Origin of the sequence: Caulobacter sp. Root343 (genome assembly GCF_001425745.1) — a bacterium.
Classification (GTDB): Bacteria; Pseudomonadota; Alphaproteobacteria; order Caulobacterales; family Caulobacteraceae; genus Caulobacter.
In genome coordinates, this window is sequence record NZ_LMDF01000010.1 from 162,186 (window position 1) to 185,516 (window position 23,331).

21 protein-coding genes and 1 pseudogene are annotated in these 23,331 nt (G+C 68.3%); 18 read left to right on the top strand and 4 right to left on the bottom strand.

Annotated features, from left to right (window positions below; all coding sequences use genetic code 11):
• Positions 1–7 precede the first annotated feature (7 nt).
• The gene (locus ASC70_RS21640; RefSeq protein WP_056054488.1) at positions 8–1,219 is read right to left on the bottom strand and encodes a flavin-dependent monooxygenase; all 1,212 of its coding nucleotides are present in this window, start codon (positions 1,217–1,219) and stop codon (positions 8–10) included.
• A gap of 161 nt (positions 1,220–1,380) precedes the next feature.
• Here ASC70_RS21640 and ASC70_RS21645 point away from each other — a divergent pair, with 161 nt between their 5' ends.
• The 18 genes from ASC70_RS21645 to ASC70_RS21730 all read left to right on the top strand — a co-directional run bounded on the left by ASC70_RS21645 (position 1,381) and on the right by ASC70_RS21730 (position 19,060).
• Positions 1,381–2,148 carry an SDR family oxidoreductase gene (locus ASC70_RS21645; RefSeq protein WP_056054491.1) on the top strand — a complete coding sequence of 256 codons (768 nt, stop codon included), beginning with the start codon at positions 1,381–1,383 and terminating at the stop codon, positions 2,146–2,148.
• 137 nt (positions 2,149–2,285) lie between these two features.
• On the top strand, positions 2,286–3,200 hold the full coding sequence (locus ASC70_RS21650) for a VOC family protein (protein ID WP_056054493.1): 915 nt from the start codon (positions 2,286–2,288) through the stop codon (positions 3,198–3,200).
• 4 nt (positions 3,201–3,204) lie between these two features.
• The gene (locus ASC70_RS21655) at positions 3,205–4,080 is read left to right on the top strand and encodes a CoA transferase subunit A (RefSeq protein WP_056054496.1); all 876 of its coding nucleotides are present in this window, start codon (positions 3,205–3,207) and stop codon (positions 4,078–4,080) included.
• Between the two features lie 12 nt (positions 4,081–4,092).
• Positions 4,093–4,881, top strand: a complete 789-nt coding sequence (locus ASC70_RS21660) for a CoA-transferase subunit beta (protein WP_056054499.1) — start codon at positions 4,093–4,095, stop codon at positions 4,879–4,881.
• 11 nt (positions 4,882–4,892) lie between these two features.
• Positions 4,893–5,789: an enoyl-CoA hydratase gene (locus ASC70_RS21665; RefSeq protein WP_056054502.1), complete on the top strand. Its 897-nt coding sequence runs from the start codon at positions 4,893–4,895 to the stop codon at positions 5,787–5,789.
• Positions 5,789–6,874, top strand: a complete 1,086-nt coding sequence (locus tag ASC70_RS21670; RefSeq protein ID WP_056054506.1) for a nitronate monooxygenase family protein — start codon at positions 5,789–5,791, stop codon at positions 6,872–6,874. Before ASC70_RS21665 ends, ASC70_RS21670 begins: the two co-directional genes overlap by 1 nt.
• 12 nt (positions 6,875–6,886) lie before the next feature.
• Positions 6,887–7,636: an enoyl-CoA hydratase family protein gene (locus ASC70_RS21675; RefSeq protein WP_056054509.1), complete on the top strand. Its 750-nt coding sequence runs from the start codon at positions 6,887–6,889 to the stop codon at positions 7,634–7,636.
• 7 nt (positions 7,637–7,643) lie between these two features.
• The gene (locus ASC70_RS21680) at positions 7,644–8,804 is read left to right on the top strand and encodes an acyl-CoA dehydrogenase family protein (RefSeq protein WP_056054512.1); all 1,161 of its coding nucleotides are present in this window, start codon (positions 7,644–7,646) and stop codon (positions 8,802–8,804) included.
• Positions 8,805–8,811: 7 nt separating this feature from the next.
• Positions 8,812–9,867 (top strand): acyl-CoA dehydrogenase family protein, encoded by a 1,056-nt coding sequence (locus ASC70_RS21685; RefSeq protein WP_056054515.1) that lies wholly within the window; start codon positions 8,812–8,814, stop codon positions 9,865–9,867.
• Entirely contained in the window at positions 9,860–11,011 is a 1,152-nt protein-coding gene (locus ASC70_RS21690; RefSeq protein WP_056054518.1) for an acetyl-CoA C-acetyltransferase, read from the top strand. The genes ASC70_RS21685 and ASC70_RS21690 overlap by 8 nt, the downstream gene beginning before the upstream one ends.
• Before the next feature lies 1 nt (position 11,012).
• On the top strand, positions 11,013–11,939 hold the full coding sequence (locus tag ASC70_RS21695; RefSeq protein WP_056054520.1) for an SDR family oxidoreductase: 927 nt from the start codon (positions 11,013–11,015) through the stop codon (positions 11,937–11,939).
• 11 nt (positions 11,940–11,950) lie between these two features.
• Complete coding sequence (locus ASC70_RS21700) at positions 11,951–13,108, top strand: acyl-CoA dehydrogenase family protein (protein ID WP_056054523.1); 1,158 nt, start codon at positions 11,951–11,953, stop codon at positions 13,106–13,108.
• Positions 13,108–13,890: an SDR family oxidoreductase gene (locus ASC70_RS21705; RefSeq protein ID WP_056054525.1), complete on the top strand. Its 783-nt coding sequence runs from the start codon at positions 13,108–13,110 to the stop codon at positions 13,888–13,890. Before ASC70_RS21700 ends, ASC70_RS21705 begins: the two co-directional genes overlap by 1 nt.
• Position 13,891: 1 nt before the next feature.
• Entirely contained in the window at positions 13,892–14,350 is a 459-nt protein-coding gene (locus ASC70_RS21710; protein WP_056054527.1) for a MaoC family dehydratase, read from the top strand.
• 11 nt (positions 14,351–14,361) lie between these two features.
• Positions 14,362–15,564, top strand: coding sequence for an acetyl-CoA C-acyltransferase (locus ASC70_RS21715; protein WP_056054530.1), 1,203 nt, complete (start codon positions 14,362–14,364; stop codon positions 15,562–15,564).
• A gap of 7 nt (positions 15,565–15,571) precedes the next feature.
• Entirely contained in the window at positions 15,572–16,738 is a 1,167-nt protein-coding gene (locus ASC70_RS21720) for an acyl-CoA dehydrogenase family protein (RefSeq protein WP_056054532.1), read from the top strand.
• Positions 16,738–18,312 carry a FadD3 family acyl-CoA ligase gene (locus ASC70_RS21725; RefSeq protein ID WP_056054535.1) on the top strand — a complete coding sequence of 525 codons (1,575 nt, stop codon included), beginning with the start codon at positions 16,738–16,740 and terminating at the stop codon, positions 18,310–18,312. The genes ASC70_RS21720 and ASC70_RS21725 overlap by 1 nt, the downstream gene beginning before the upstream one ends.
• 64 nt (positions 18,313–18,376) lie before the next feature.
• Entirely contained in the window at positions 18,377–19,060 is a 684-nt protein-coding gene (locus tag ASC70_RS21730; RefSeq protein ID WP_056054538.1) for a hypothetical protein, read from the top strand.
• 255 nt (positions 19,061–19,315) lie between these two features.
• Here ASC70_RS21730 and ASC70_RS21735 read toward each other — a convergent pair whose 3' ends face one another.
• The 3 genes and pseudogenes from ASC70_RS21735 to ASC70_RS21745 form a co-directional block, all read right to left on the bottom strand.
• Entirely contained in the window at positions 19,316–19,975 is a 660-nt protein-coding gene (locus ASC70_RS21735; protein WP_056054540.1) for a TetR/AcrR family transcriptional regulator, read from the bottom strand.
• Between the two features lie 118 nt (positions 19,976–20,093).
• Positions 20,094–22,454: a glycoside hydrolase family 3 N-terminal domain-containing protein gene (locus ASC70_RS21740; RefSeq protein WP_056054547.1), complete on the bottom strand. Its 2,361-nt coding sequence runs from the start codon at positions 22,452–22,454 to the stop codon at positions 20,094–20,096.
• Between the two features lie 89 nt (positions 22,455–22,543).
• A pseudogene (locus ASC70_RS21745) lies at positions 22,544–23,331 on the bottom strand (TonB-dependent receptor); the annotation flags it as partial.

Here is a 23,331-nt window from a genome sequence, read left to right on the forward strand (position 1 = left end):
GGTGTGCTCACAGGAACATGAAGCTTGGCGGATCGCCGACCAGGCTGCCGAACAGGTCGGGCCCGAAATTGTTGGAGTCGTTGGCCACGTGGGCGCGGGCCGCGTTCAGGTCGAGCCAGACCTGGACCACTGGGCTGGACCTGTAGATTGCCCGCCCGCCCAGCAGCGGCATCAGATCGTCAACCAGATCCGCGCAGCGGCGCACCACGCTGGCCGACTGGTAACGATAGAGCGCCCGCTTCTCGAGGGTCAACGGCGTGGCCCGCTCGCCGAGCATGTCGTCGAAGTTGCGACGCAGGACCGCCGACATTTCCTCGACCTGGGCATGGGCCTTGGCGATGGTGTTGAGCAGGATCGGGTCGGCCTTTGAGGCCTTGCCGGTGTTGGTGGAGATCCGCGACTTGGTGATCTCCACGGCGCCGGCGATGGCGCCGCGCGCCCCGCCCAAGGCCGCCGTCGAGACCAGGCGAAGGAAGATCTGCGCCCACGGCAGCGCGTACAGCGGCCCGTCGTTTTCGGCCTGGCCGGGGTTCTGGCACAGGAAGCCGTCGACGGCTTTGTGGGTGCGGTGCTCAGGAACGAAGGCCCCGTCGACCTTGATGTCGTGGCTGCCGGTGCCCTGCAGGCCGAAGACGTCCCAGTTCTCGATGATCTCGTAGTCGGCGCGCGGCACCAGGAAGGTGCGCATGTCCGGCGGACCGCCCGGCTCCGCCGGTGGGATCATCGCCCCCAGCAGCACCCAGCGGCAATGGTGCGACCCGCTGGAAAAGCCCCACTGGCCGCTGAGCCTGAAGCCGCCCTCGACCCGCTCGACCTTGCCGACCGGCTGATAGGACGAGGAGACCAGGACGCTGTCATCCTCACCCCAGACTTCCTGCTGGGCCGCGTCGGGAAACAGCGCCAGCTCATAGGGGTGACCGCCGACCACGCCATAGACCCAGCCGGTCGACATGCAGGCCTCGGCCAGGATCTGCTGGACGTCGTAGAAGACGTTCGGGTGCATCTCGTAGCCCCCCCAGCGCCGCGGCTGCAGGATCCGAAACAGCCCCGCCGCCTGCAGGTCCGCGATCGTCTCTGCAGGGAGCCGGCGCTCGGCGCAAGCCTTGGCGGCCCGCTCGCGCAGGGCCGGCGCAAGCGCTCTGGCCCGCGCCAGCAACTCGGCCGGTTCGGGCGTGACGGCGACCGCCTCGGCCTTGGCCAGGATGCCGGTAACGCTCATGCGGACCTCCCATGACGAGGGCGCGCTCGCTTGGCGGCGCCCGTTATCGTTCATATTCGTAGTTGAAAGCAGATTGAATTACGCAAATCGCTGATGCAAGAGGATTCTCAACAACGGTTCGCGCCTTACATGGCGCGACGGGCGCGCAAAGGAGGGTTCGCATGTCAGAGGCTTCGGCGCCGGTCGCCATCGTCACCGGAGGCGCGCGCGGGCTTGGCCGCGCCATCACCCTGGCCCTCCTGGAAGATGGCTATGACGTGCACATCTGCGGCCGGCGCGAGCCTGACGCCCTGCCCAGCACCGGCGGACACTCAGCGGTCTTCACCGCCTGCGACGTGCGCGACGCGGGCGCGGCCCGCGCCTTCGTCGACGGCGTGGCCGAGCAGGCCGGGCGTCTCGATCTCCTGGTCAACAATGCCGGCGGCTCTCCCCAGGCCGACGCCGCCACCGCCTCACCCCGGTTTTCCGAAGCCATCGTGGCGCTGAACCTGCTGGCGCCGCTACACATGGCCCAGGCCGCCCATCGGTGGATGGCCCAGGCGGGCGGCGGCTGCATCGTCAACATCGCAAGCGTCTCGGGCCAACGCCCTTCGCCTGGCACGGCGATCTACGGCGCGGCCAAGGCCGGCGTGATCAGCCTGACCCAAAGCCTTGCCCAGGAATGGGCGCCGCATATCCGGGTCAACACCCTGGTGCTGGGCCTGATGCAGACCGACGACGGCGAGGGCACCTATGGACCGCCTTCGACCCAGGCGGCCATCGCCACCAGTATTCCGCTCGGCCGGTTCGGGGCCGGCCAGGACGTGGCCGGCGCGATCCGCTTTCTAGCCTCTCCGGCCGCCAGCTGGATCTCCGGGGCGGCGCTCACCGTCGACGGCGGCGGCGAACGGCCCTTATTCCTGGACCTGGTCGCCCGTGGCGTGGCCTGACTGCGAATTTCAGCGATGAAGGGCGCTCTGAACTTTTGTTTGCGTAGTTGTATAGCTACTTGACCACGCATTACACGCGCCTTATCGCTGATGACCAACAACATTCGTAGCCGTTGAACGGCGAGGGAGCGGAACCCATGGGCGTGACGTCATTGGGCTATGTCGTCATCGAGACGAGGGACCTGGAGGCCTGGCGCAAGTTCGCCGCCGAAATCCTGGGCCTGATGGTCACGCCGGGCCCGGACGCCGACACCCTGTGGCTGCGGATGGACGACCGTCCGTTCCGGCTGTGGATCCAGAAGAGCGAGCGCGAGGCCTTCGTGCGGCCGGCCTGGGAGTTCGCCGACGCCGAGGCCTTCGAAGCGGCCCTGGCGGCCGTGGCCAAGGCCGGCCGGCCGGTCGAGCGCCTGCCCCAGGCCCAGGCCCGAACCCGCCGCGTCTATGCCGCGGCCCTGTCCTCGGACCCGGCCGGCAACGCCATCGAGCTCTATTACGGGCGCTTCCTGGACTACGCACCGTTCGCGTCCCCGGCCGGGATCAGCGGCTTCGTCACCGGCGCGGGCGGCGAGTTGGGCATGGGGCACGTGGTGCTGTCGGCCCCCAACTTCGAGGAGACCCACGCCTTCTATAAGAGCTTGCTGGGTTTCGCCGACACCGACCTGGGCCGCTTCTACCTGGCCGGCGGCGGCCCGGACGATCCCGGGGTGGGCTTTGCCTTCCTGCACGCCCGCAACGGCCGCCACCACAGCCTGGCGCTCGGCGAAATGCCGACCTTCGACAGCGGCGCGGTGCACATCATGCTGGAGGCGGCGACGCTCAACGACGTCGGCCGCGCCTATGACCGCGTCCTGGCCAGCAAGACTCCGGTGTCGGCGACGCTGGGCCGGCACGTTAACGACAAGATGGTCTCCTTCTACGTCAAGACGCCCGGCGGCTTCGACCTGGAGTTCGGCTGCGAGGGCCTGATCATCGACCCGGCCACCTGGGTGGCGACCACCAGCTTGGCCGTCAGCGACTGGGGTCACGCCTGGTCCCATCAGCAGGAGGGCTAGGCCCATGCTCGACAAACGCATGACCCTCGACGACGTCGTCGACCAGCTGCAGGACGGCATGACCATCGGCATCGGCGGCTGGGCGACCCGTCGCAAGCCCATGGCCCTGGTGCGGGCCCTGGCCCGCTCGCGCCTGAAGGACCTGACCATCGCCGCCTACGGCGGTCCCGACGTCGGCCTGCTGGCCGCCACCGGCAAGATCCGCAAGCTGATCTTCGCCTTCGTTTCGTTGGACCAGATCCCGATCGAGCCGCACTTCAAGGCCGCGCGTCAGGCGGGCCTGCCGGTCTTCGAACTGGACGAGGGCATGTTCCACTGGGGCCTGCGCGCGGCGGCCATGCGCCTGCCGTTCCTGCCGACCCGCGTGGGCATTGGCACCGACCTCGTCGACCAGCCGGAATTGAAGACGGTCAAAAGCCCGTTCGACGATGGCGAGACCCTTTTGGCCGTGCCGGCCCTGCGCCTGGACGCGGCGTTGCTGCACGTCCACCGCGCCGACCAGCAGGGGGCGACCCTGACGCTCAGCCCTGATCCGTTCTTCGACGAGTTGATGGCCCGGGCCGCCGACAAGGTCTTCGTCACCGCCGAACAGGTCGTGCCGACCGCGCAGCTCGATATGGCGGCCAACACCCGCTTCAACCTTTTCGAGCGCGCCCTGGTGACCGGCGTGGTCGAGGCGCCGTTCGGGGCCCATCCGACCAGCGCCGCGCCCGACTACCAGCTCGATCTGGACCACCTGAAGACCTATGCCGCCAGCGCTGCCGACGCCCAGGCCCTGGACGACTATCGCGCCGCCTTCGTCGAGGTGGACGCCAAGGCCTATCTCGCCGCCGTCGGCGGCGAGGCTCGCCTGCGCGCCCTCTCCGCTCCGGCCTACTAGAGAGGTTCGCCCATGTCCGACTACTCCCTGGCCGAACTGCTGATCACGGCGGCCGCGCAGGCCTGGACCAACGACGGCGAGGTCATGGCCACCGGCATCGGGGTCCTGCCCCGTCTGGGCGCGAGCCTGGCCAAGGCCACGACCAACCCGGCCCTGATGCTGACCGACGGCGAGTGCCTGTATACCGATCCGCCGACCCCGCCCGGCCGCGTCGCCGATCGTGCCCAGGCCGAGGGCTGGGCGCCCTATGACCGCACCTTCTCCACCCTCTGGGGCGGTCGTCGCCACGCCATGGTCGGACCGGTGCAGATCGACCGCTTCGGCCAGGCCAACATCAACCTGATCGGTCCGAAGGCCGCGCCGAAGGTGGCGATGCTCGGGGTGCGCGGCTTCCCCGGCAACTCGATCCACCACCCCAACAGCTTCTTCTTCCCGGCCCATAACAGCCGCGCCTTCGTCGCCGGCGAAGTCGATTACGTCTGCATGGCCGGCTACAACCCGGCCCGCTACCTGGACGGCCGCAAGCCTGCGGGTCTGGATCTGCGGATTATCGTCACGAACCTGGCCGTGCTCGACTTCCAGGGCCCGTTCCACGCCATCCGCGTGCGCTCGCTGCATCCTGGCGTCGGCTTCGACGAGGTGCAGGACAACACCGGCTTCGGTCTGGTGCGCCCCGACCACATCCCCACCACGGCTGCTCCGACCGCCGAGCAACTGGCCCTGATCGCCGCGCTCGATCCGCAAGGCGCGCGCAAGACCGCCTTCAAGGGCGACCCGCCCGGCGACCGCCGTCAGGCCTAGGGAGCAAAGCCATGTCCGATCTCGTCGAACCCAAGACTCCGACCGCCGTCTATGAGACCGACACGCCGGTCCGCTACGAGCGCGAGGGGTCGATCGCTTGGGTGGTCATGGACCGGCCCAAGTTCAACAACGCCCAGAACTCGCAGATGACCTACGCGCTGGACGCGGCGTTCAAGCGCGCCGTCGACGACGAGGAGGTGCGGGTCATCGTGCTGCGCGGCGAGGGCAAGCACTTCTCGGCGGGCCACGACATCGGCACCCCGGGGCGTGACCTCCACAGCCCGTTCGACCGCAAGCTCCTGCTGGCCGACCACACCAATAAGCCGGCCGCCGAACTGCTCTATACCCGCGAGCAAGAGGTCTATCTGGGCATGTGCCGCCGGTGGCGCGACATCCCCAAACCGACCATCGCCATGGTCCAGGGCGCCTGCATTGCCGGCGGCCTGATGCTGGCGTGGGTCTGCGACCTGATCGTCGCTTCCCATGACGCCTTCTTCCAGGACCCGGTCGGCCGCATGGGCATTCCGGGCGTCGAGTATTTCGCCCACGGCTTCGAGCTGCCGCCGCGTATCGCCAAGGAATTCATCCTGCTGGGCGAGCGCATGCCCGCCGAGCGCGCCTACAACTTCGGCATGGTCAACCGCCTGGTCGATCGCGACGAGCTGGAGGTCAGCGTACGGGCCATCGCCCTGGAGCTGGCCAGCCGCCCGCGCCTGGGCAACTGGCTGACCAAGCAGGCGCTCAACCACGTCGAGGATCTACGCGGCAAGCGCACGGCGATGGACGCGGTGTTCCACATGCACCACTTCGCTCACGCCCAGAACGATCTGGTCTCGACCAACAGCCTCGGCGGCCTGGACGCCAAGTCCATGGCCGCGGCCAACAAGAGCCAGGCCGGGGAAGGCTGATGGCCGGCGATCCCTTGCGCACGGTCCTGACCGAACGGCTCGGCTGCGAGTACCCGATCATCCAGACCGCCATGGGCTGGGTGGCTGAACCGATCCTGGTGGCCGCCTCCTGCGAGGCCGGCGCCTTCGGTTTCCTGGGCGCGGCGGTGATGACCCCGGCCGAGGCGGCCGACAAGATCGCCAAGGTCCGGGCCCTGACCACGAAACCCTTCGGCGTCAACTTCCACATGTTCCAGCCCGGCGCGTCGGAGATCGTCGACACGATCATCGCCAATCGCGACCAGGTCCGCGCCGTCAGTTTCGGCCGCGGTCCCGACGCCAAGATGATCGGCCGGTTCAAGACCGCCGGCATCCTCTGCGTACCAACCGTCGGCGCGCTCAAGCACGCCCGCAAGATGGTCGAGCTGGGCGTGGACATGGTCACCGTCCAGGGCGGTGAAGGCGGCGGGCACACCGGCTCGACCCCGACCACGGTCCTGCTGCCCCAGGTGCTCGACGCCGTCGATGTGCCCGTCATCGCCTGCGGGGGCTTCTCGAACGGCCGAGGCCTGGCCGCCGCCCTGGCCTTCGGCGCGGTCGGCATGGCCATGGGCACCCGTTTCCTGCTGACCGCCGAAAGCCCGGTGCCCGACGCCACCAAGGCCCGCTATCTCACCGCCGGCACTGACGATATCGTCCTGACCACCAAGCTCGACGGCTTGCCCCAGCGCATGGTCCGCACGCCGCTCCTGGATCGCATCGAGCGCGCCGGGCCGTTGGCCATGTGGTTGCGGGCCGCCCAGGCCGGCATGGCGATGAAGCAGCGCACCGGCGCGACCTGGGGCCAGATGCTCTCGGCCGCCAGCGAGTTGTCCAAGCAACAAGGCCTGGCCCCGGCCCTGATGGCCGCGGCCGCGCCGCATCTCATTCAGCGCGCCGTCGTCGAAGGCCGCCCCGACGAAGGGGTGATGGCCTCCGGCGTGGTCGGCGGCGCCATCACTGAAATCCCCACCTGTCGCGACCTCGTCGAGCGGATCGCTCGTGAGGCCCGGCAACGCCTGCAAAGCCTGTCGGCCACGTCCGATCAGGCCCGCCCAGCCGCCTAAAAGGCCCTGCTCATGCCCGTCACCGTCAGCGTCACCGACAAGGTCGCCGAGATCGTCTTCGACCATCCGCCCGTCAACGCCTTCGACACCGCCCAATGGGCGGCGCTCCCGGACCTGATCACCCAGGCCGGTTCGCGCGAGGACGTGCGCTGCGTCCTGCTGCGCGCCGAGGGCCGCGGCTTCTGCGGCGGGGTCGATATCAAGGAGATGGCCGCTCATCCCGAGCGGATCGTCCAGCTCAACCGCGACAATCACCGCACCTTCCTGGCCATCCGCCATTGTCCGGTGCCGGTCGTCAGCGCCATCCACGGCTTCGCCATCGGCGGGGGCGTCAACATCGCCGGCGCCTCCGACGTGCTACTGGCCGCCGAAGGCGCCTACTTCTCGCTGCCCGAGATCGACCGCGGCGCGATGGGCGGGGCCGCGTTCATGATGCGCATGCTGCCCCTGCACAAGGTGCGCGCGGCCTTCTTCACCGGCGGCAAAGTCACCGTGGAGGAAGCCCATCGCCTGGGCGCGGTCGAGCAGGTTGTGCCGACGGCCGACCTGGCCCGCGTCGCGCGCGACTACTGCGCGGTCATCGCCAGCAAGAGCCGCACAGCCCTGGTCCTAGCCAAGCAGGCCCTCAACGGCCTGGAAGCCACCGACCCCAACCTCGGCTACCGGTTCGAGCAGGGCTTCACCCTCGAGATGTACATGCATCCCGACAGTCAGGCCGCCCGCGACGCCTTCGTCGACGGCAAGGCCGCGGCCAAGTTCTGAGCCGACCATGGACCTCTCCTACACGCCGGCCCAAGAGGCCTTCCGCGCCGAGATCCGCGACTGGCTGTCGCGCCACGTCCCGGCCGCTCCCCTGCCCTCCTTCGACGCAACCCGCGAAGGCTTCGAGGCTCACCGGGCCTGGGAGGCCACCTTGGCGGAAGGCCGCTGGGGCATGGTCACCTGGCCCGTCGAATACGGCGGTCGGGGCGTCGACCTGATCGAATGGCTGATCTTCGAGGAAGAATACTACCGCGCCGGCGCGCCCGGGCGGGTCAATCAGAACGGCATCTTCCTGCTGGGCCCCACCCTGATGGAGTTCGGCACGCCTGAGCAGAAGGCCCGCTTCCTGCCGCCCATGGCCTCGGGCGAGGAAATCTGGGCCCAGGCCTGGTCCGAACCCCAGGCCGGCAGCGACCTGGCCGGCGTGCGAGCCACGGCAACCCGCGATGGCGATGACTACATCCTGTCGGGCCACAAGATCTGGTCCTCGCGCGCGGCCTTCGCCGACTGGGCCTTTGGCCTGTTCCGTAGCCAGGCCGGCAGCGAGCGCCACAAGGGGCTGTCGCTGATCTTCTTCAAGCTCGACACCCCCGGGGTGACGGTCAACCCGATCGCCCGTCTCGACGGCAAGGTCGGGTTCGCCGAGATCTTCCTCGACGAGGTGCGCGTGCCCGCCAGCCAGCGCCTGGGCGAGGATGGCCAGGGCTGGTCGATCTGCATGGCTACCGCCGGTTTCGAGCGGGGCTTGATGCTGCGCAGCCCGGCCCGCTATCAGGTCGCCGCCGCCAAGCTGGTCGACCTGCTCAAGACCACTGGCCGCGCCGACGACGCCCTGGCCCTGCAGGCCGTCAGCCAGGCCTGGATGGACGCCGAGGCCTACGCCCTGTCGATCTACGCCACCGCCAGCCGCCTGATCGCCGGCGGCGACATCGGCCCCGAGACCAGCACCAACAAGATCTTCTGGTCGGAATTGGACGTGGCCCTGCACCAGGCGGCGCTGTCGCTCTTGGGCGCCCGGGCCGAGCTGCGCCCCACCGCGCCCGACGCCGGCCCGGTCGGCGACTGGCTCGACGACTACCTCTTCGCCCTCGCCGGCCCGATCTACGCCGGGTCCAACGAGATCCAGCGCAACATCATCGCCGAGCGCCTGCTCGGCCTGCCTCGCTGAGGACGCCGTGGACTTCACCCTCACTCCGGAACAGATCCTGTTCGGCGAGGTCGTCGCCCAGGTGCTCGACGATCACTGCAACGGCGCGGCCCTGCGCCGCCTGATGGCGTCTGGCCAAGCGCGCGACCCGAGCCGCTGGGGCGCGCTTTCCGACACCGGCGCGGCCGGCGTCCTGGTTGCCGAGGACCTTGGCGGCCTTGGCCTGGCCGAGATCGACTTCCTCGGCGTGGCCCAGGCCTGCGGACACGCGGGTCTGCCCGAACCGCTGGTCGAGCACGCCGGCTTGGCCACGCCGCTCCTGGCGCGAGCCGGCGGCCCTGCGGACCTTCTGGACCAGGCGCTCAGCGGACAGGCGTCCCTGGCCATCGGTCATCCGATCAATCCGTTCGTCGCCGACGCCGACACCGCTGCGGCGCTCTTGCTGGAGCATGAGGGCGAGGTTCATCTCGTCCGCGCCGATCAGGCGCAATTGATCCGCCAGGACAGCGTCGACCCCTTCCGCCGACTCTTCCGGGTCGGTTGGACGCCCTCGGCTGACACCCGCCTGCTTGTGGCGGCCGAGGGCGCATCGGCCTGGGACCAGGCGCTCGATCGCGGGGCGCTGTTCGCTGCCGCCCAGATGCTGGGCCTGGCCCAGAAATGCGTCGACCTTTCCGTGGCCTACGCCAAGGAGCGCCAGCAGTTTGGCAAGCCCATCGGGACCAACCAGGCCATCAAGCACCTGCTGGCCAACGTCCAGGTTCGGATCGAGTTTGCCCGACCGGTGCTGCAGGCTGCCGCCGCCCATGCCGGACGTGGCGACCTCCACGCCAAGGCGCGCATCTCTCACGCCAAGCTCGCGGCCGACGCCGCCTGCGACCTGGCCGCCCGCACCGCCGTGCAGATCCACGGCGCCATGGGCTTTTCCTGGGAGGTCGACGTCCACTTCTTCCTCAAGCGCGGGCTGGCCCTCAGCCACGCCTGGGGCGGCCCCGACTTCCACCGGGCCCGCGTCACGCGCCGCATGCTGAGCGCGCCGCTCGGCCCCGACCAGACCTTCGCGCAAGGAGCCGCCCATGGCTGAGGCCTACATCATCGACGCCGTGCGCACGCCGGTCGGCCGCAAGAAAGGCTCGCTGGCCCAGTTGCATCCCGCCGACCTGGGCGCTCACGCGCTGAAAGCCCTGATGGACCGCACCCGGATTGATCCGGGCTTGGTCGAGGACGTGATCCTGGGCTGCACCGAAACCATCGGCGGCCAGGCCGGCGATATCGCCCGCACCTGCTGGCTGACCGCGGGCCTGCCCGAGCACGTTCCGGGCGTGACGGTCGACCGCCAATGCGGCTCGGCCCAGCAGGCGGTGCATTTCGCGGCCATGGGCGTGATGAGCGGCGTGCAGGACCTGGTCGTCGCCGGTGGCGTCCAGAACCTAAACCAGATCCCGATCTCGGCGGCGATGATGGTGGGCCGGCAGTTCGGCTTTCCCGATCCCTTCTCGACCTCGCCCGGCTGGCGCGCCCGCTACGGCGACCAGGAGGTTAGCCAGTTCCGCTCGGCCGAGATGATCGCCGAGCGCTGGGAGATCTCCCGCGAAGACATGGAGAGCTTCGCCCTGGGCAGCCACCAGAAGGCCCTGGCCGCCATCGACGCGGGTCATTTCGATGCCGAGATCGCGCCGGTCGGCGACTTCGCCCGCGATGAGACGCCCCGTCGCGACACCAGCCTGGAGCGCATGGCCACGCTAGCGCCGCTGACCGAGGGCGGCCGGGTCACGGCCGCCGTCTCCAGCCAGAACGCCGACGCCTCGGCCGCGCTGCTGATCGCCTCGGAAAGGGCGGTCAAGGCCCACGGCCTGATACCGCGCGCTCGCATCCGCCACATGTCGGTGCGCGGCGATGATCCGGTCTGGATGCTGACCGCGCCGATCGAGGCCACCCGCCACGCCCTGGCCAAGGCGGGACTGACCCTGGCCGACATCGACCTCTTCGAGTGCAATGAAGCCTTCGCGCCCGTGGTTCTGGCCTGGATCAAGGACCTCGGCGTCGATCCGACCAAGGTCAATGTCTGCGGCGGCGCCATCGCCCTGGGCCATCCGTTGGGCGCGACCGGCGCGCGCCTGATGACCACCCTCCTGGGCGCCCTGGAACGCACCGGCGGCCGCCTCGGCCTGCAAACCATGTGCGAAGGCGGCGGCCAGGCCAATGTCACCATCATCGAGCGGCTCTGACATGTCCAACACCCACACCGCCGGTCTGTGCCAGGACCGCGTCGTCATCGTCACCGGCGCGGGCACGGGCCTTGGCCGCGCCTACGCCCTCGAACTGGCCGCCCAAGGCGGCAAGGTCGTGGTCAACGACCTGGGCGTCGGCCGCCAAGGCGAAGGCGGCGAGACGGTCGGCGCGGCCCAGGGCGTCGTCGACGAGATCATCGCCGCCGGCGGCCTGGCCGTCGCCAACACCGACGACGTCGCCGACTGGGACGGCGGCCGGCGTATCGTCGAAACGGCCTTGACCGCGTTCGGCGACCTGCACGCCGTGGTCAACAACGCCGGTTTCGTTCGAGACAGGATGTTCGTCTCGGCGACGCCGGATGAGTGGGACGCGGTGCTGCGCGTACACTTGCGCGGCCACTTCTGCACCAGCCGCCACGCGGTCGACTACTGGCGCGCCCAGCAGAAGGCCGGCGAACGGGTCGACGTGCGGATTCTCAACACCACCTCGGGCGCGGGCCTGCAGGGCAGCGTCGGCCAGAGCGCCTATTCGGCCGCCAAGGCCGGCATTGCTGGCCTGACCTTGGTCCAGGCCGCCGAACTGGCGCGCTACGGGATCACCGTCAACGCCCTGGCCCCCAACGCCCGTACGCGCATGACCGAAGGCGCCTTCGCCGAGGAGATGAACCGGCTGGAGAACGGCTTCGACATCTACGCCCCGGAGAACACCGCGCCCCTGGTCGCCTGGCTCTGCAGCGCCGCCTCGACGGCCGTGACCGGCCAGGTCTTCGAGCTGAAGGGCGGGCGTTTGTTCCTGTCCCAGGGCTGGACCGACGGCCCGGCCATCGACAAGGGCGCGCGGTGGAGCGCCGACGAGCTTGGTCCCGTCATCGAGCAGCTCGTGCAAGGCCGCGCCCCGGCCAAGCCCGTCTACGGCGCGGCCTAGGAGTCGCCGGCGTGGACGTCTCCCTGAGCGAAGACCAACGCCTGATCGGCGAGAGCGTGCGCGGCTACCTGGCCGAACACGCCGGCCCCGAGCAGCTGCGCAAGGCCGTCGAGGACGGGCAAGCCTTCGCCCCGTCTCTCTGGCGCGGCCTCACCCAGGACCTGGGCCTGGTCGGGCTGATGGCGCCCGAAGCGCTGGGGGGCGCGGGCCTGGGCGCACGCGACATGGCCCTCGTCTTGGAGGCGCTCGGCGAGCGCCTGGCGCCGGCCCCGTTCTTCGAGACGGCGGTCCTGGCCCTACCGGCCCTCCTGGCGCTTGCCCGACCTGACCAGGTCGAGCGATGGGCCGCCCCGCTCGTCGCCGGCGAACGCCGCGCCTGCCTGGCCTTCGCTGACGCCCAGGGTCGTCCCGATCTCGACGCGCTCGAGGCGCAGCTGACGACGACCCCGACCGGCTGGCGCCTCGATGGCCGTAGCCGCTTCGTCAGTGGCCTGCCCGCCAGCGACCTGGTCCTGGTCGTGGCCCGTCACCCGGACGAGGGCTTGAGCCTCTTGGCCCTGCCCTTGCCCGCCGCCGGCGTCACCGCTCTTTCCGTCCCGAGCCTGGACCCGACCCGGCCCATGGGCGAATTGGCCTTCGACGCCGTTGAGGTTTCCGCCGACGATATTGTCGGCGCCGCCGGCCAGGCCCGCAAAGCCCTGCACGATGTGCTGGCGACAGCCGCGGCCCTGCTGGCGGCGGAAGCCGTCGGCGTCGCCCAGGCCTGCCTCGACATGACCTTGGCCTATGTCCAGGAGCGCAAGCAGTTTGGGCGGACGATCGGCTCGTTCCAAGCCGTCAAGCACGCCTTGGCCGACATGGTCGCCGACATCGAGGCGGCGCGCTCGGCGGCGCTCTACGGGGTCCTGGCGATCGACCAAGGCGGCCCCGACGCGTCAGCCGCAGCCTCCGCCAGCCTGGCCTGGTGCCTGGACGCCGCCAAGCGCTGCGCGGGACAGGCCATCCAGCTGCACGGCGGGGTCGGATTCACCTGGGAACACCTGGCCCATCTCTATTTCAAGCGCGCCTGGTCGAACGCGACCTTCCTCGGCGCGCCCGAACGCCACCGCGAACACGTCGCCGCCCGGATGGGCCTGGATGCGACCGCCCCCAGCTCGGAGCCTCATTGATGAGCCCCTCAAAGCCCGCCTATCCGCCCGCCCGCGGCCTCCTGACCGACAAGACGGTGCTGGTCACCGCCGCCGCCGGCGTGGGCATCGGCTTCTCGGCGGCCAAGCGCGCCGCCGAGGAAGGCGCGCGGGTAATGATCAGCGATGTCCATGAACGGCGCCTGAGCGAGGCGGTCGAGGCCATCGCCGCCGCCACCGGTCACCGGCCCGCCGCGCGCCTCTGCGACGTCACCCGCCAGGACGAGGTCGAGGCCTTGCGGGACGCGGCCTTGGCCGAGTTCGGCGCGCTCGACGTCCTCATCAACAACGCCGGCCTGGGCGGCGAGGCCAGCATCGTCGACATGACCGACGACCAGTGGTCGCGGGTCCTGGACGTCACCCTGACCAGCGTCTTTCGGATGTCGCGCGCCTTCCTGCCGGCCATGTACGCGCGCGGCGCCGGGGTGATGGTCAACAACGCCTCCGTGCTCGGCTGGCGCGCCCAGGCCGGCCAGGCCCATTACGCCGCCGCCAAGGCCGGGGTCATGGCGTTCACGCGCTGCGCGGCCATCGAGGCCGCCCCGCACGGCGTGCGCATCAACGCCGTCGCTCCGTCCCTGGCCATGCACCCGTTCCTGGCCAAGGTCACGGCCGAAGTGGCTCTGCAGCGTCTGGTCGCCCAGGAAGCCTTCGGCCGCCCGGCCGAGGTTTGGGAAGTGGCCAATGTGATGATCTTCCTGGCCTCGGACCTCTCCAGCTACATGACCGGCGAGACCATCTCGGTCTCCAGCCAGCGCGCCTGACATGGCCGTCGTCTTTGAAACGCCCCAGGCCTTGCTCGACCTGAGCGACCATCCGCTGGACGCCAGCGACTGGCTCTTGATCGACCAGGCCCGCATCGATGGCTTCGGGGCCGTCACCGGCGATCTGCAATGGATCCATGTCGATCCGGAGCGCGCCAAGGATGGGCCCTTCGGGACCACCATCGCCCACGGCTACCTGACCCTGGCCCTGGTCAACCTCTTCCTGCCGCAGATCATCGAGGTCCGCGGCTTTACCCACGGCGTCAATGTCGGGGCCGACAGCCTGCGGTTCCTGGCTCCCGTGCGGGTCGGTTCGCGCCTGCGCGGCGTGGGCCGCCTGATCGGCGCCGTCCCCGCCAAGGGCGGATCGGTCCAGTCGACCGTCCGCGTCACCGTCGAGATCGAGGGCGAGGACAAGCCCGCCTGCGTCGTCGACACCATCAGCCGCTATTATCTCTAGGGACCGCCGCGATGCGCCAAGCCGTTATTGTCTCCTACGCCAGAACCCCGATCGCCAAGGCCTATCGCGGAGCTTTCAACGACACCGACGCGGCCGCCCTGTCGGGACACGCGGTGGCCCATGCCGTCGAGCGCGCCCGCGTCGACCCGTCCAGCGTCGAGGATCTGGTGCTGGGCTGCGCCTCCCAGCAGGGCAACCAGGGCTACAACCTGGGCCGCCTGACCGTCGCGTCCTCAGGCCTGCCGCTCGAGGTCGCCGGCATGACCATCGACCGCCAATGCGCCAGCGGCCTGACGGCCCTGTCGATCGCCGCGCGCCAGGTGATGTTCGACCAGATGGACGTGGTGGTGGCCGCCGGGGTGGAGAGCATCAGCCTCACCCAGACCCAGCATAAGGGCAATTACCGCACCCGCTCCCAGAGCGTGCTCGACCGCGCCCCGCACATGTGGATGTCGATGATCGAGACCGCCGAGGTGATTGCCGAACGTTACGGCGTGACCCGTGAGGCCCAGGACACCTTCGCCCTGGAGAGCCAGCAGCGCACGGCCCGCGCCCAGGCCGAGGGCCGGTTCGACGCCGAGATCGTGCCGCTCGCCACCCGCAAGGTCGTCACCGACAAGGCTTCGGGCGAGACCCGCAGCGAGGACGTGCGCCTGACCAAGGACGAGGGTCCGCGCGCCGACACCACGCTGGAGGGCCTGCAGTCCCTGGCCCCGGTATTCAAGAACGGCGAGCTGATCGCCCAGGGCGCCCATGTCACCGCCGGCAACGCCTCGCAGCTGTCGGACGGGGCCGCCGCCCTGGTGGTCATGGAGGCCAAGGCCGCCGAGGCGGCCGGTCTGTCGCCGCTGGGCGCCTTCAAGGGCCTGGCCGTCGCCGGCTGCGCGCCCGAAGAGATGGGCATCGGCCCGATCTATGCCGTCCCCAAGCTGCTCCAGCGCCACGGCCTCACCGTCGACGACATCGATCTGTGGGAACTCAACGAGGCCTTCGCCTGCCAGGCGCTCTATTGCCGCGACCATCTGGGCATCGATCCCACCCGCATGAACGTCAATGGCGGCGCGATCGCCCTGGGCCACCCGTTCGGCATGACCGGGGCGCGCACGGCCGGCCACCTTCTCGTCGAGGGCCAGCGGCGCAAGTCCCGCCTGGGCGTGGTGACCATGTGCGTGGGCGGCGGCATGGGCGCGGCCGGCCTGTTCGAGATCTTCTGAGGCGCCGATGGAGCTGACCTACGCCCCCGAGCTGGAAGCCTATCGCGCCGAAGCGGCCGGTTGGCTCCACAGCCAATTGTCAGGATCGTTCGCGCACCTGCGCGGCGTGTCCGACCACGTCACTCAGATCCCCGAGCGCCGCGCCTGGGAAGCCGCGCTCGGGCAAGCTGGCTGGTCGTGCGTCGGCTGGCCGGCCGCGTTCGGGGGGCGTGACGCCAGCATCGCCGAGCAGGTGATCTTCGCCGAGGAATACGCCCGCGCCGGCGGTCCTGAACGGATCGGCCACATCGGCGTCGAGCTGGCCGGTCCCACCCTGCTGGCCTTCGGCGACGCCGACCAGAAGGCGCGGCTCCTGCCCGACATCGCCGCGGGCCGGTCCATCTGGTGCCAGGGTTATTCGGAACCCAATGCCGGCTCGGACCTGGCGGCCGTGCGCACGCGGGCCTGGCGCGAAGGGGAAACCTATCGGATCGAGGGCCAGAAGATCTGGACCTCGATGGGGGCCATCGCCGACTGGTGCTTTGTCCTGTGCCGCACCGAGCCTGGCTCCGTCGGACCCAAGGGCCTGTCGTTCCTGCTCGTGCGCATGGACCAGCCCGGTGTGACCGTCCGCCCGATCCGCCAGATGACCGGCGAGTCGGAGTTCTGCGAGGTGTTCTTCGACGGCGCGATCGCCCAGGCGGACGATCGCGTGGGCGCCGAGGGTGACGGCTGGCGCGTGGCGATGGGCTTGTTGGCCTTCGAGCGCGGGGTCTCCACCCTTGGCCAGCAGATGCGCTTTCGCACGGAGCTGGACGAGATCATCGCCCTGGCCAAGGCCAATGGCGCGGCGCGCGACGCCCTGATCCGCCAGCGCCTGGTCACAGCCGATACCGGCCTGAAGGTCATGCGCCTGCACGCCCTGCGGATGCTTTCGGGCGAGCCTGGGGCGCTGGGTCCAGAAGCCCTGACCTACAAGCTCTTCTGGTCCAACTGGCGGCGCGACCTAGGCGAGCTGGCCATGGCGGTCGGCGGTCGAGAGGCCGAGCTGGCGGTCGCGGGCGGCGGCTTCTCCCCTCTGACCCACATGTTCTTGATGTCGCGCGCCGACACGATCTACGCCGGGACCAATGAGATCCAGCGCAATCTGATCGCCGAGCGCGGCCTTGGCCTTCCTCGCGAGGCGCGCGGCTAATGACCCTCCCCTCCACCATCCCCGCCGTGCTCGCCGAGGCGGCGACGCGGTTTGGCGATCGCCCGGCCCTGATCGACGGCGCGCGGGTCATCAGCTTCTCCGGCCTGCTGGACGCGGCGCGCAGCGCGGCCTCGGCGTTCCTGACCCAGGGCGTCGGCCCCGGCGACCGCGTGGCCATCTGGGCCCCCAACAGTCCCGAATGGATTTTGGCCGCCCTCGGCGCGCAAATGGCCGGGGCCGCAGTCGTGCCGATCAACACCCGGCTGAAAGGCCGTGAGGCCGGCGACATTCTGCGCCGGACCAGGGCCTGCCTTCTGGTCACGGTCGAGACCTTCCTGGGAGTCGACTACCCGGCGATGATCGCCGGCGAGGACCTGCCGCAGCTGCGCACCATCGTGCGGCTGCCGGGCGATGGCGCCGAGACCTGGACAGCGTTCATGGCCTCGGGGGCCGGGTCCGGCGCCCCCGCCGTCGATCGATCGATCGCGGCTCTGTCCGAAACCGATGTCAGCGACATCCTCTTCACCTCCGGCACCACCGGCGCCCCCAAGGGGGTGATCAGCGCCCATGGCCAGGTGATCGCGCTCTTCGCCGAGTGGGCCAGGATCGTCGACCTGCGCGAGGAAGACCGGATGCTGATCGTCAATCCGTTCTTCCACACCTTCGGCTACAAGGCCGGTTGGCTGGCCTGCCTGATCGTCGGGGCGACCATGGTCCCGACCGCCCAGTTCGACGTCGACCAGACCCTGGCCCTGATCGACCAGGGCGGCGTCAGCTTCGTGCCCGGCCCGCCGACCCTTTTCCAGTCCTTGCTGTCCGCCCCGCGCGAGAACCTGGACCTTTCGAGCCTGCGGGTGGCGGTGACCGGGGCGGCCAATGTGCCCCCGTCGCTGGTGCGCCGGATGGGCAGCGAACTGGGCTTCCAGCGCGTGGTCACCGGCTACGGCATGACCGAGTGCGGGGTGATCGCCATGAGCCGCCCCGACCAAGATGCCGAAAGCGTGGCGCTGACCTGCGGCCGCGTTCTGCCGGGCCTGGAGCTGCGACTGGTCGATGACGCCGGCGTCGATGTCGAGCCTGGCCGCGATGGCGAGATCCTGGTGCGCGGTTACGGCGTCATGGTCGGCTATCTGGATGATCCGGTCGCCACCGCCGAGACGATCGACGCCGAGGGCTGGCTGCGCACCGGCGACATCGGCGTGCTGGCGCCCGACGCCACCCTGCGCATCACCGACCGCAAGAAGGACATGTACATCTGCGGCGGCTTCAACTGCTACCCGGCCGAGATCGAGCACCGGCTCTGCGAGCATCCCGGCGTGGCGATGGCCGCCGTGGTCGGCGTGCCGGACGAACGCATGGGCGAGGTCGGCAAGGCCTTCGTGGTGCCAAAGCCCGGCGCGCAACTCACCCCTGAGGCCTTGATCGCCTGGGCGCGCACCGAGATGGCCAACTACAAGGCGCCGCGGTTCGTCGCGATCGTCGCCGACCTGCCGCGAAACGCCGCCGGCAAGGTCCTGCGTAACGCCCTGCGCGACGAGGCTTTGAACGCCCATCCGCCGCACGCGACGGCTTGATCCGCATCGCATTTGTGAGAACTTACTAATAATCGCCATCACAAGGCGAAACAGGGAGATCGCCATGTCCGCAGTCGCCACGGCCAACCAGGGCTCGGCCGATATTTCATTGGGCCACCTGGCGCTCCACTACGGGCGGCTGGAGGACGGGGAGACCGCCGCGCGGTTCCTCGAGGCCTTCGGCCTGCGACGCGAGCAGGCGTTTCCCCTGCCCACCGGCGGGACCTTCTATCATTTCATCGTCGATCCGGCGGTCAGCGGTCTGGGCGACGGCATTGTCTATCTGTCGGCCTCGCCCCCGGCCCAGCGCGCCCTTGTCGAGGCCATCCATGAGGCCCTGAAGGTTGGGCAGGAGGGCGAGCACCCGGCCGTGGCGGCGTTCCAGCAGGGCCAGGGCCAGGATCCCGAATACACCTTCCATGTCGGCATGCTGTTCCGATCGCTCGAGCAGGTCGAAGATACGATCGCGCGCCTGCGGGACCTGGAGAAATCCGATCCGGCCTTCGCCGGTCGTCTGAAGGTCACCCTCAATCGGGCCCAGCCCGGCGTGGCCGAGATAGATGCGCGGATGGACGCCTCGCCGGTGTTCGCCGACGTCACCCGCCATCCCTACGGCCGTCACGCCATCCAGGCCTTTGTCGAGTCCGACCTGTTCACCGCCGGACCGCTCGGCGGACCGCTTGTGCTCGAGATGGACTATGTCTTTCCCGGCCATCCCGACCACCTGTTCGCCAAGGTGGTCTTGTAGACTTCCGACGGCGATCCGAATGGTGCGCCAGCATTGGCGACTGAAAGAGGGCGCGTCATCATACCCCTGCCCCGTTACGCTCAAAGCATCGCAGAGCGAACGAGACTAGGCGGCCGGGGAATTGACGAGTAAAGATACAATATCGTACTATATCGTGTTGCCGACGGCGATTGCGTCCGGGCCGCGATGTCGCAAGTGATCGCGCGTCTCGACGCCCCCCGACTTCGACCCGCGGTGATCCCGCGGGTCGTTTTTTCACCAGGCAGAACGGCTAGCGAGGAAGAGTCGAACAAACTCGTCCACCCAGGCCTTGCGCTGCTCGGGGGTCGGCCTACTGTTGGTGACCACCTGAATATCGGTCCAGCCCGCGATCGAGGTCAGGAAATACTCAGCCGCTCGGTCAGGATTGCGGCAGGGATATTGATCGCGCTCGGCAAACTCAATGATTATGCGTTTGACGTTTTCGAGGCCGGAGCTGAACGCTCTTGAAAGCGCCTCCGCCAGTTCTGGAAAGCGCCGCGACTCGCTGAACAAAAGTCGGTTCAACTGTGAAAAATCCTCGCTCAGCGCAGCACGGATTGAAAGGTCAGCCAGCCATCGCAACGATGCCTCGAGCGTATTGGCGTCGTCAGGCGGTGTGAAGGCCGGCTCTTTCTCCCATTTGGACATCGCGTCGTTGACGATGGCGCGGAACAGAGACTCTTTTGACGGAAAGCGCTTGTAAAGGGTGACCTTCGAACACCTGGCAGCGAGACGGATCGAATCCATAGTCGTGGCGCCATAGCCGTGCTCGAAGAAGGCTTTGCGCGCCACGTCAATCAGCAACGTCTCGAGACTTGCAGCGTTTTCGGCCTTCGGCCGTCCAATCGGCCGCCTCGGCTGACTATCGTGCAGGTCCTGTAATTTCTTCGCCATCAACAACCTTAAGCTTGAGCACGACACACCAGGAGACAGACGCGGGATCGTAGTGTCTTCGCCTGGCCGTTCAAAGGATTAGAACGTCGCGCTCGCTTAAACTTGCGTTCGATGCGATCTACGCCGCGACGGTGAGTTTGATGCGTTTGAGCTGCGCAGAACTCGGTCCAGTCGAGATGGTGAACACGCCGGGTTCCACGGTCCATTTCATATCGATATCCCAGAGTGACAACGCGTCCGATCCAAGATCGAAAAAGACCGTCTTGCGTTCGCCTTGCTTGAGGCTGACCCGCTGGAAGCCTTTCAGTTCCAGGTTGGGACGAGGCGCCGAACTGACCTGGTCTGTGATATAAAGCTGGACCACCTCGTCCCCTTCCCGCGCGCCGGTATTGGTGATGTCCACCGAAACGCGCACGCTTTGGCCCCTCCGGATCTCGTTGCGGTCGAGGACGGGTTCGGAGAACTCAAAGGTGGTGAAGCTTAGACCATGGCCGAAGGGAAACAGTGGCCGGCGCTTCCCCTCAACGTAAGGATAGGTATCGGCCGAGGGGTGGCGATTGTAGTATGCTGGCAACTCGCCGACCGAGCGGGGGAACGACACGGTCAGCTTTCCGCCTGGATTGACCTTGCCAAAAATGACATCGGCTAGGGCATGCCCGCCTTGCTCGCCCAGGTACCAGGCCTCGACCAGAGCGTTGGCCGATTGCGCCAGGCTCGTGACGGTCAGCGGTCGACCATTGATCAGCACGCCGACAACGGGCTTCTTGGTCGCAAGGATCGCCTCGACGAGCGCGTCCTGATCGCCAAATAGTCCCAGGCTGTTGCGATCGCCGGGAAATCCCGCCGCGACGGTTTCGCGCGTCACCTGTTCGTTATCGCCAACCGCCAGGATCACGACATCTGAACGTTGCGCCAAGGCGACAGCCTCGACAATGCGAGCGGCGTTCTCCTCGGGCGGGACGATCCGGATCGTTCCGGTTTCAGGCCGCGCATTCGGCTTGAGGGGTTTTGTGATCCACACACCGTCGGCCTGCTCGATAACAACACCAGCGCCCGCAGCGGCTTTGAGGCCTTCAAGCAAGCCGACCGGCGCTGTCGGACGGCCAGAATAGCCGCCCAGCATGGCTTGGACGCTGTTGGGGCCGACGACGGCCACCTTGAGCGGCTTGTCGCCCCTCAGAGGGAGCAAGCCGTCATTCTTGAGAAGGACGATCGAACGCTGAGCCGCCTTGCGCGCCAAGGCGGGGCCAGTCGGATCGCTCAGGGCGCGTGCGGCCTTGCCCGCCTCGACGTAAGGATTCTCGAACAGACCCAGTTCGAACTTCAACGCGAGAACTCGCGCGACGGCCGCATCAATGCTTGCGATGGAAACGCGCCCCTCGCGGACGAGATCGGGCAGGTGGGCGTAGCAATCACCCTCTGGATAATCGACGTCCACTCCCGCGCGCATCGCCAGCGTCGCGGCTTCCTTGCGATCGGCGGCCACGCGGTGCAGCGTCACCAGCTGATCGATGGCGCCGTAGTCGCTGAAATAGGCTCCCTTGAAGCCCAGCAGTTCACGGCCGGTCTGCTGCAGAAGCGCTCTGTTGGCGTGAGCGGGGATGCCGGCAACCTCGTTGTAGGACGGCATTATCACCGCCGCGCCGCCCTCGCTGATGGCCTTCTGGAAGGGCGGCAAATAGGTTTCGCGCAGTGTCCGCTCTGAAAACTCGGCCGGGCCAAGGTTGACCCCACCCAGCGGCGTGCCATGTACGAAATGCTTGAGCGTGGCGAAGATGCGGTCCTTGGCGATTGGACGTGCGCGGCCCTGCAGACCTCGCACCGAGGCTGTCGCCATTTCCCCGGCCAGGAACGTATCCTCGCCAAAGAACTCTTCGCTTCGCCCCCAACGCGGGTCGCGAATAAGGTCAAGCACCGGGCTCAGCCCGACGCCGACCCCGCGCGCCCGCGCCTGTCGCGCCACGAGGGTGAAGCACTCCTCTAGGAGTTCGGGGTCCCAGCTGCTGGCAAGCGCGGTAGGGATTGGAAAACTGGTCGCGCCACTTGTGGCCAACCCATGCGCGGTCTCCTCGTGGAAGAGGATCGGCACTCCCAACCGCGTGCTCTCGACGGCGTAGCGTTGCACGGCGTTGGTGAACGCGACCGTGTCTTCCGGTGTGCGGAAAGACTCGGTAAAATAGATCTTGGCGCCAGCGGTGTCCGACGGGCGGGCGACATGACCGATACCGTTGGGAATTCCTGCTGCGGCCTTCTCGGGAGAGAACGCCCCGCTCGCCACATCGAGAATCTTGCTCTTGGAGTACCAAAGGCAGCAGAGCTGGGCTGCCTTCTCCTCCAGCGTCATTCTTCCAAGGAGGTCGCGCACGCGCATCACCGTCGGCGCCTTGGCGTCGCGATAAAGCGGTGTTGCGGCCAGGGCCGCCGGCGCGGCCAAAAGGCTAGCCGCGGTTCCGAGCAAGGCGCGCCTGGAAAGATGCATCACGTTAAGCTTCCTGGTTGTTTGCCGAGCGACGCGGCCGTGCCGTCGAGCGGACCCAGGGCGACAACCCTGGGCCCGACGAGGACTCTTTAGAAATTGATCGTCGCCGACAGGCCAAACTCCCGCGGCGAACTGACATTGACGAGTCGATAGCCGGAGTTGAACGGAGCGCCCGTTCCGCCGGCCGTCGACGTGGTGGCGGTCTGCGCTTCACCCTGGGTGATGAAGGTGACCCGCCGCTGGTTGAACACGTCCTTGGCGAAGGCGGTGATCTCCCAACGCCCTTCCGGCCCGCGCACGCCCGCATAGAGATTGAGCAGTTCGCGGCTCTGATAGTTGTAGCTGGCCTGCACCGAGTTGAACCCGGGGCGGTAGCTGAACAGGCCGCGAACGAACGGCTCCAGATTGCCCCACGAGAAAGCATACTCCGAGTTCGCCGTCAGACTGAACTTGGGAACCTCGGCGATCCGATCGTTGGTCGCACAAAGGCTCACAGGGCGCAGCGGCTGGCCGGCGGGCGTGAAGACTCTCGGCGTTCCGACGGAATCGGGTTTGCCGTCGCCGTTGAAGTCGTTGCACGGCCCCATGGCGTTCTTGTACTTGGCGTCGACGTAGGCCGCGCTCGTCGAGAACGACCAGCCGCGAGCCAGGCGACCCTGCAACTGAGCCTCGACGCCGTTCACCTCAGCGTCGCCGTTGAAGTTGAAGTCGAACTGGGCGTCCGCCACCCCGTCTTGCTTTCCGGTGGCGCGGTCAGCATCGAAGTAGATGCCGGTCGTGCGCCCAAGGAACCCATCGAACTTCTGATGGAACACGTCGGCGTTGAAGGTCAGCCGGCGGTCGAACATTTGGGTTTTGATGCCAAGCTCGATCGCGT

Excerpts from the sequence above, each read along its gene's own strand:
- ASC70_RS21640 (WP_056054488.1), bottom strand. The coding sequence starts at position 1,219 with ATGAGCGTTACCGGCATCCTGGCCAAGGCCGAGGCGGTCGCCGTCACG.
- ASC70_RS21645 (WP_056054491.1), top strand. The coding sequence starts at position 1,381 with ATGTCAGAGGCTTCGGCGCCGGTCGCCATCGTCACCGGAGGCGCGCGC.
- ASC70_RS21650 (WP_056054493.1), top strand. The coding sequence starts at position 2,286 with ATGGGCGTGACGTCATTGGGCTATGTCGTCATCGAGACGAGGGACCTG.
- ASC70_RS21655 (WP_056054496.1), top strand. The coding sequence starts at position 3,205 with ATGCTCGACAAACGCATGACCCTCGACGACGTCGTCGACCAGCTGCAG.
- ASC70_RS21660 (WP_056054499.1), top strand. The coding sequence starts at position 4,093 with ATGTCCGACTACTCCCTGGCCGAACTGCTGATCACGGCGGCCGCGCAG.
- ASC70_RS21665 (WP_056054502.1), top strand. The coding sequence starts at position 4,893 with ATGTCCGATCTCGTCGAACCCAAGACTCCGACCGCCGTCTATGAGACC.
- ASC70_RS21670 (WP_056054506.1), top strand. The coding sequence starts at position 5,789 with ATGGCCGGCGATCCCTTGCGCACGGTCCTGACCGAACGGCTCGGCTGC.
- ASC70_RS21675 (WP_056054509.1), top strand. The coding sequence starts at position 6,887 with ATGCCCGTCACCGTCAGCGTCACCGACAAGGTCGCCGAGATCGTCTTC.
- ASC70_RS21680 (WP_056054512.1), top strand. The coding sequence starts at position 7,644 with ATGGACCTCTCCTACACGCCGGCCCAAGAGGCCTTCCGCGCCGAGATC.
- ASC70_RS21690 (WP_056054518.1), top strand. The coding sequence starts at position 9,860 with ATGGCTGAGGCCTACATCATCGACGCCGTGCGCACGCCGGTCGGCCGC.
- ASC70_RS21695 (WP_056054520.1), top strand. The coding sequence starts at position 11,013 with ATGTCCAACACCCACACCGCCGGTCTGTGCCAGGACCGCGTCGTCATC.
- ASC70_RS21705 (WP_056054525.1), top strand. The coding sequence starts at position 13,108 with ATGAGCCCCTCAAAGCCCGCCTATCCGCCCGCCCGCGGCCTCCTGACC.
- ASC70_RS21710 (WP_056054527.1), top strand. The coding sequence starts at position 13,892 with ATGGCCGTCGTCTTTGAAACGCCCCAGGCCTTGCTCGACCTGAGCGAC.
- ASC70_RS21715 (WP_056054530.1), top strand. The coding sequence starts at position 14,362 with ATGCGCCAAGCCGTTATTGTCTCCTACGCCAGAACCCCGATCGCCAAG.
- ASC70_RS21720 (WP_056054532.1), top strand. The coding sequence starts at position 15,572 with ATGGAGCTGACCTACGCCCCCGAGCTGGAAGCCTATCGCGCCGAAGCG.
- ASC70_RS21725 (WP_056054535.1), top strand. The coding sequence starts at position 16,738 with ATGACCCTCCCCTCCACCATCCCCGCCGTGCTCGCCGAGGCGGCGACG.
- ASC70_RS21730 (WP_056054538.1), top strand. The coding sequence starts at position 18,377 with ATGTCCGCAGTCGCCACGGCCAACCAGGGCTCGGCCGATATTTCATTG.
- ASC70_RS21735 (WP_056054540.1), bottom strand. The coding sequence starts at position 19,975 with ATGGCGAAGAAATTACAGGACCTGCACGATAGTCAGCCGAGGCGGCCG.
- ASC70_RS21740 (WP_056054547.1), bottom strand. The coding sequence starts at position 22,454 with ATGCATCTTTCCAGGCGCGCCTTGCTCGGAACCGCGGCTAGCCTTTTG.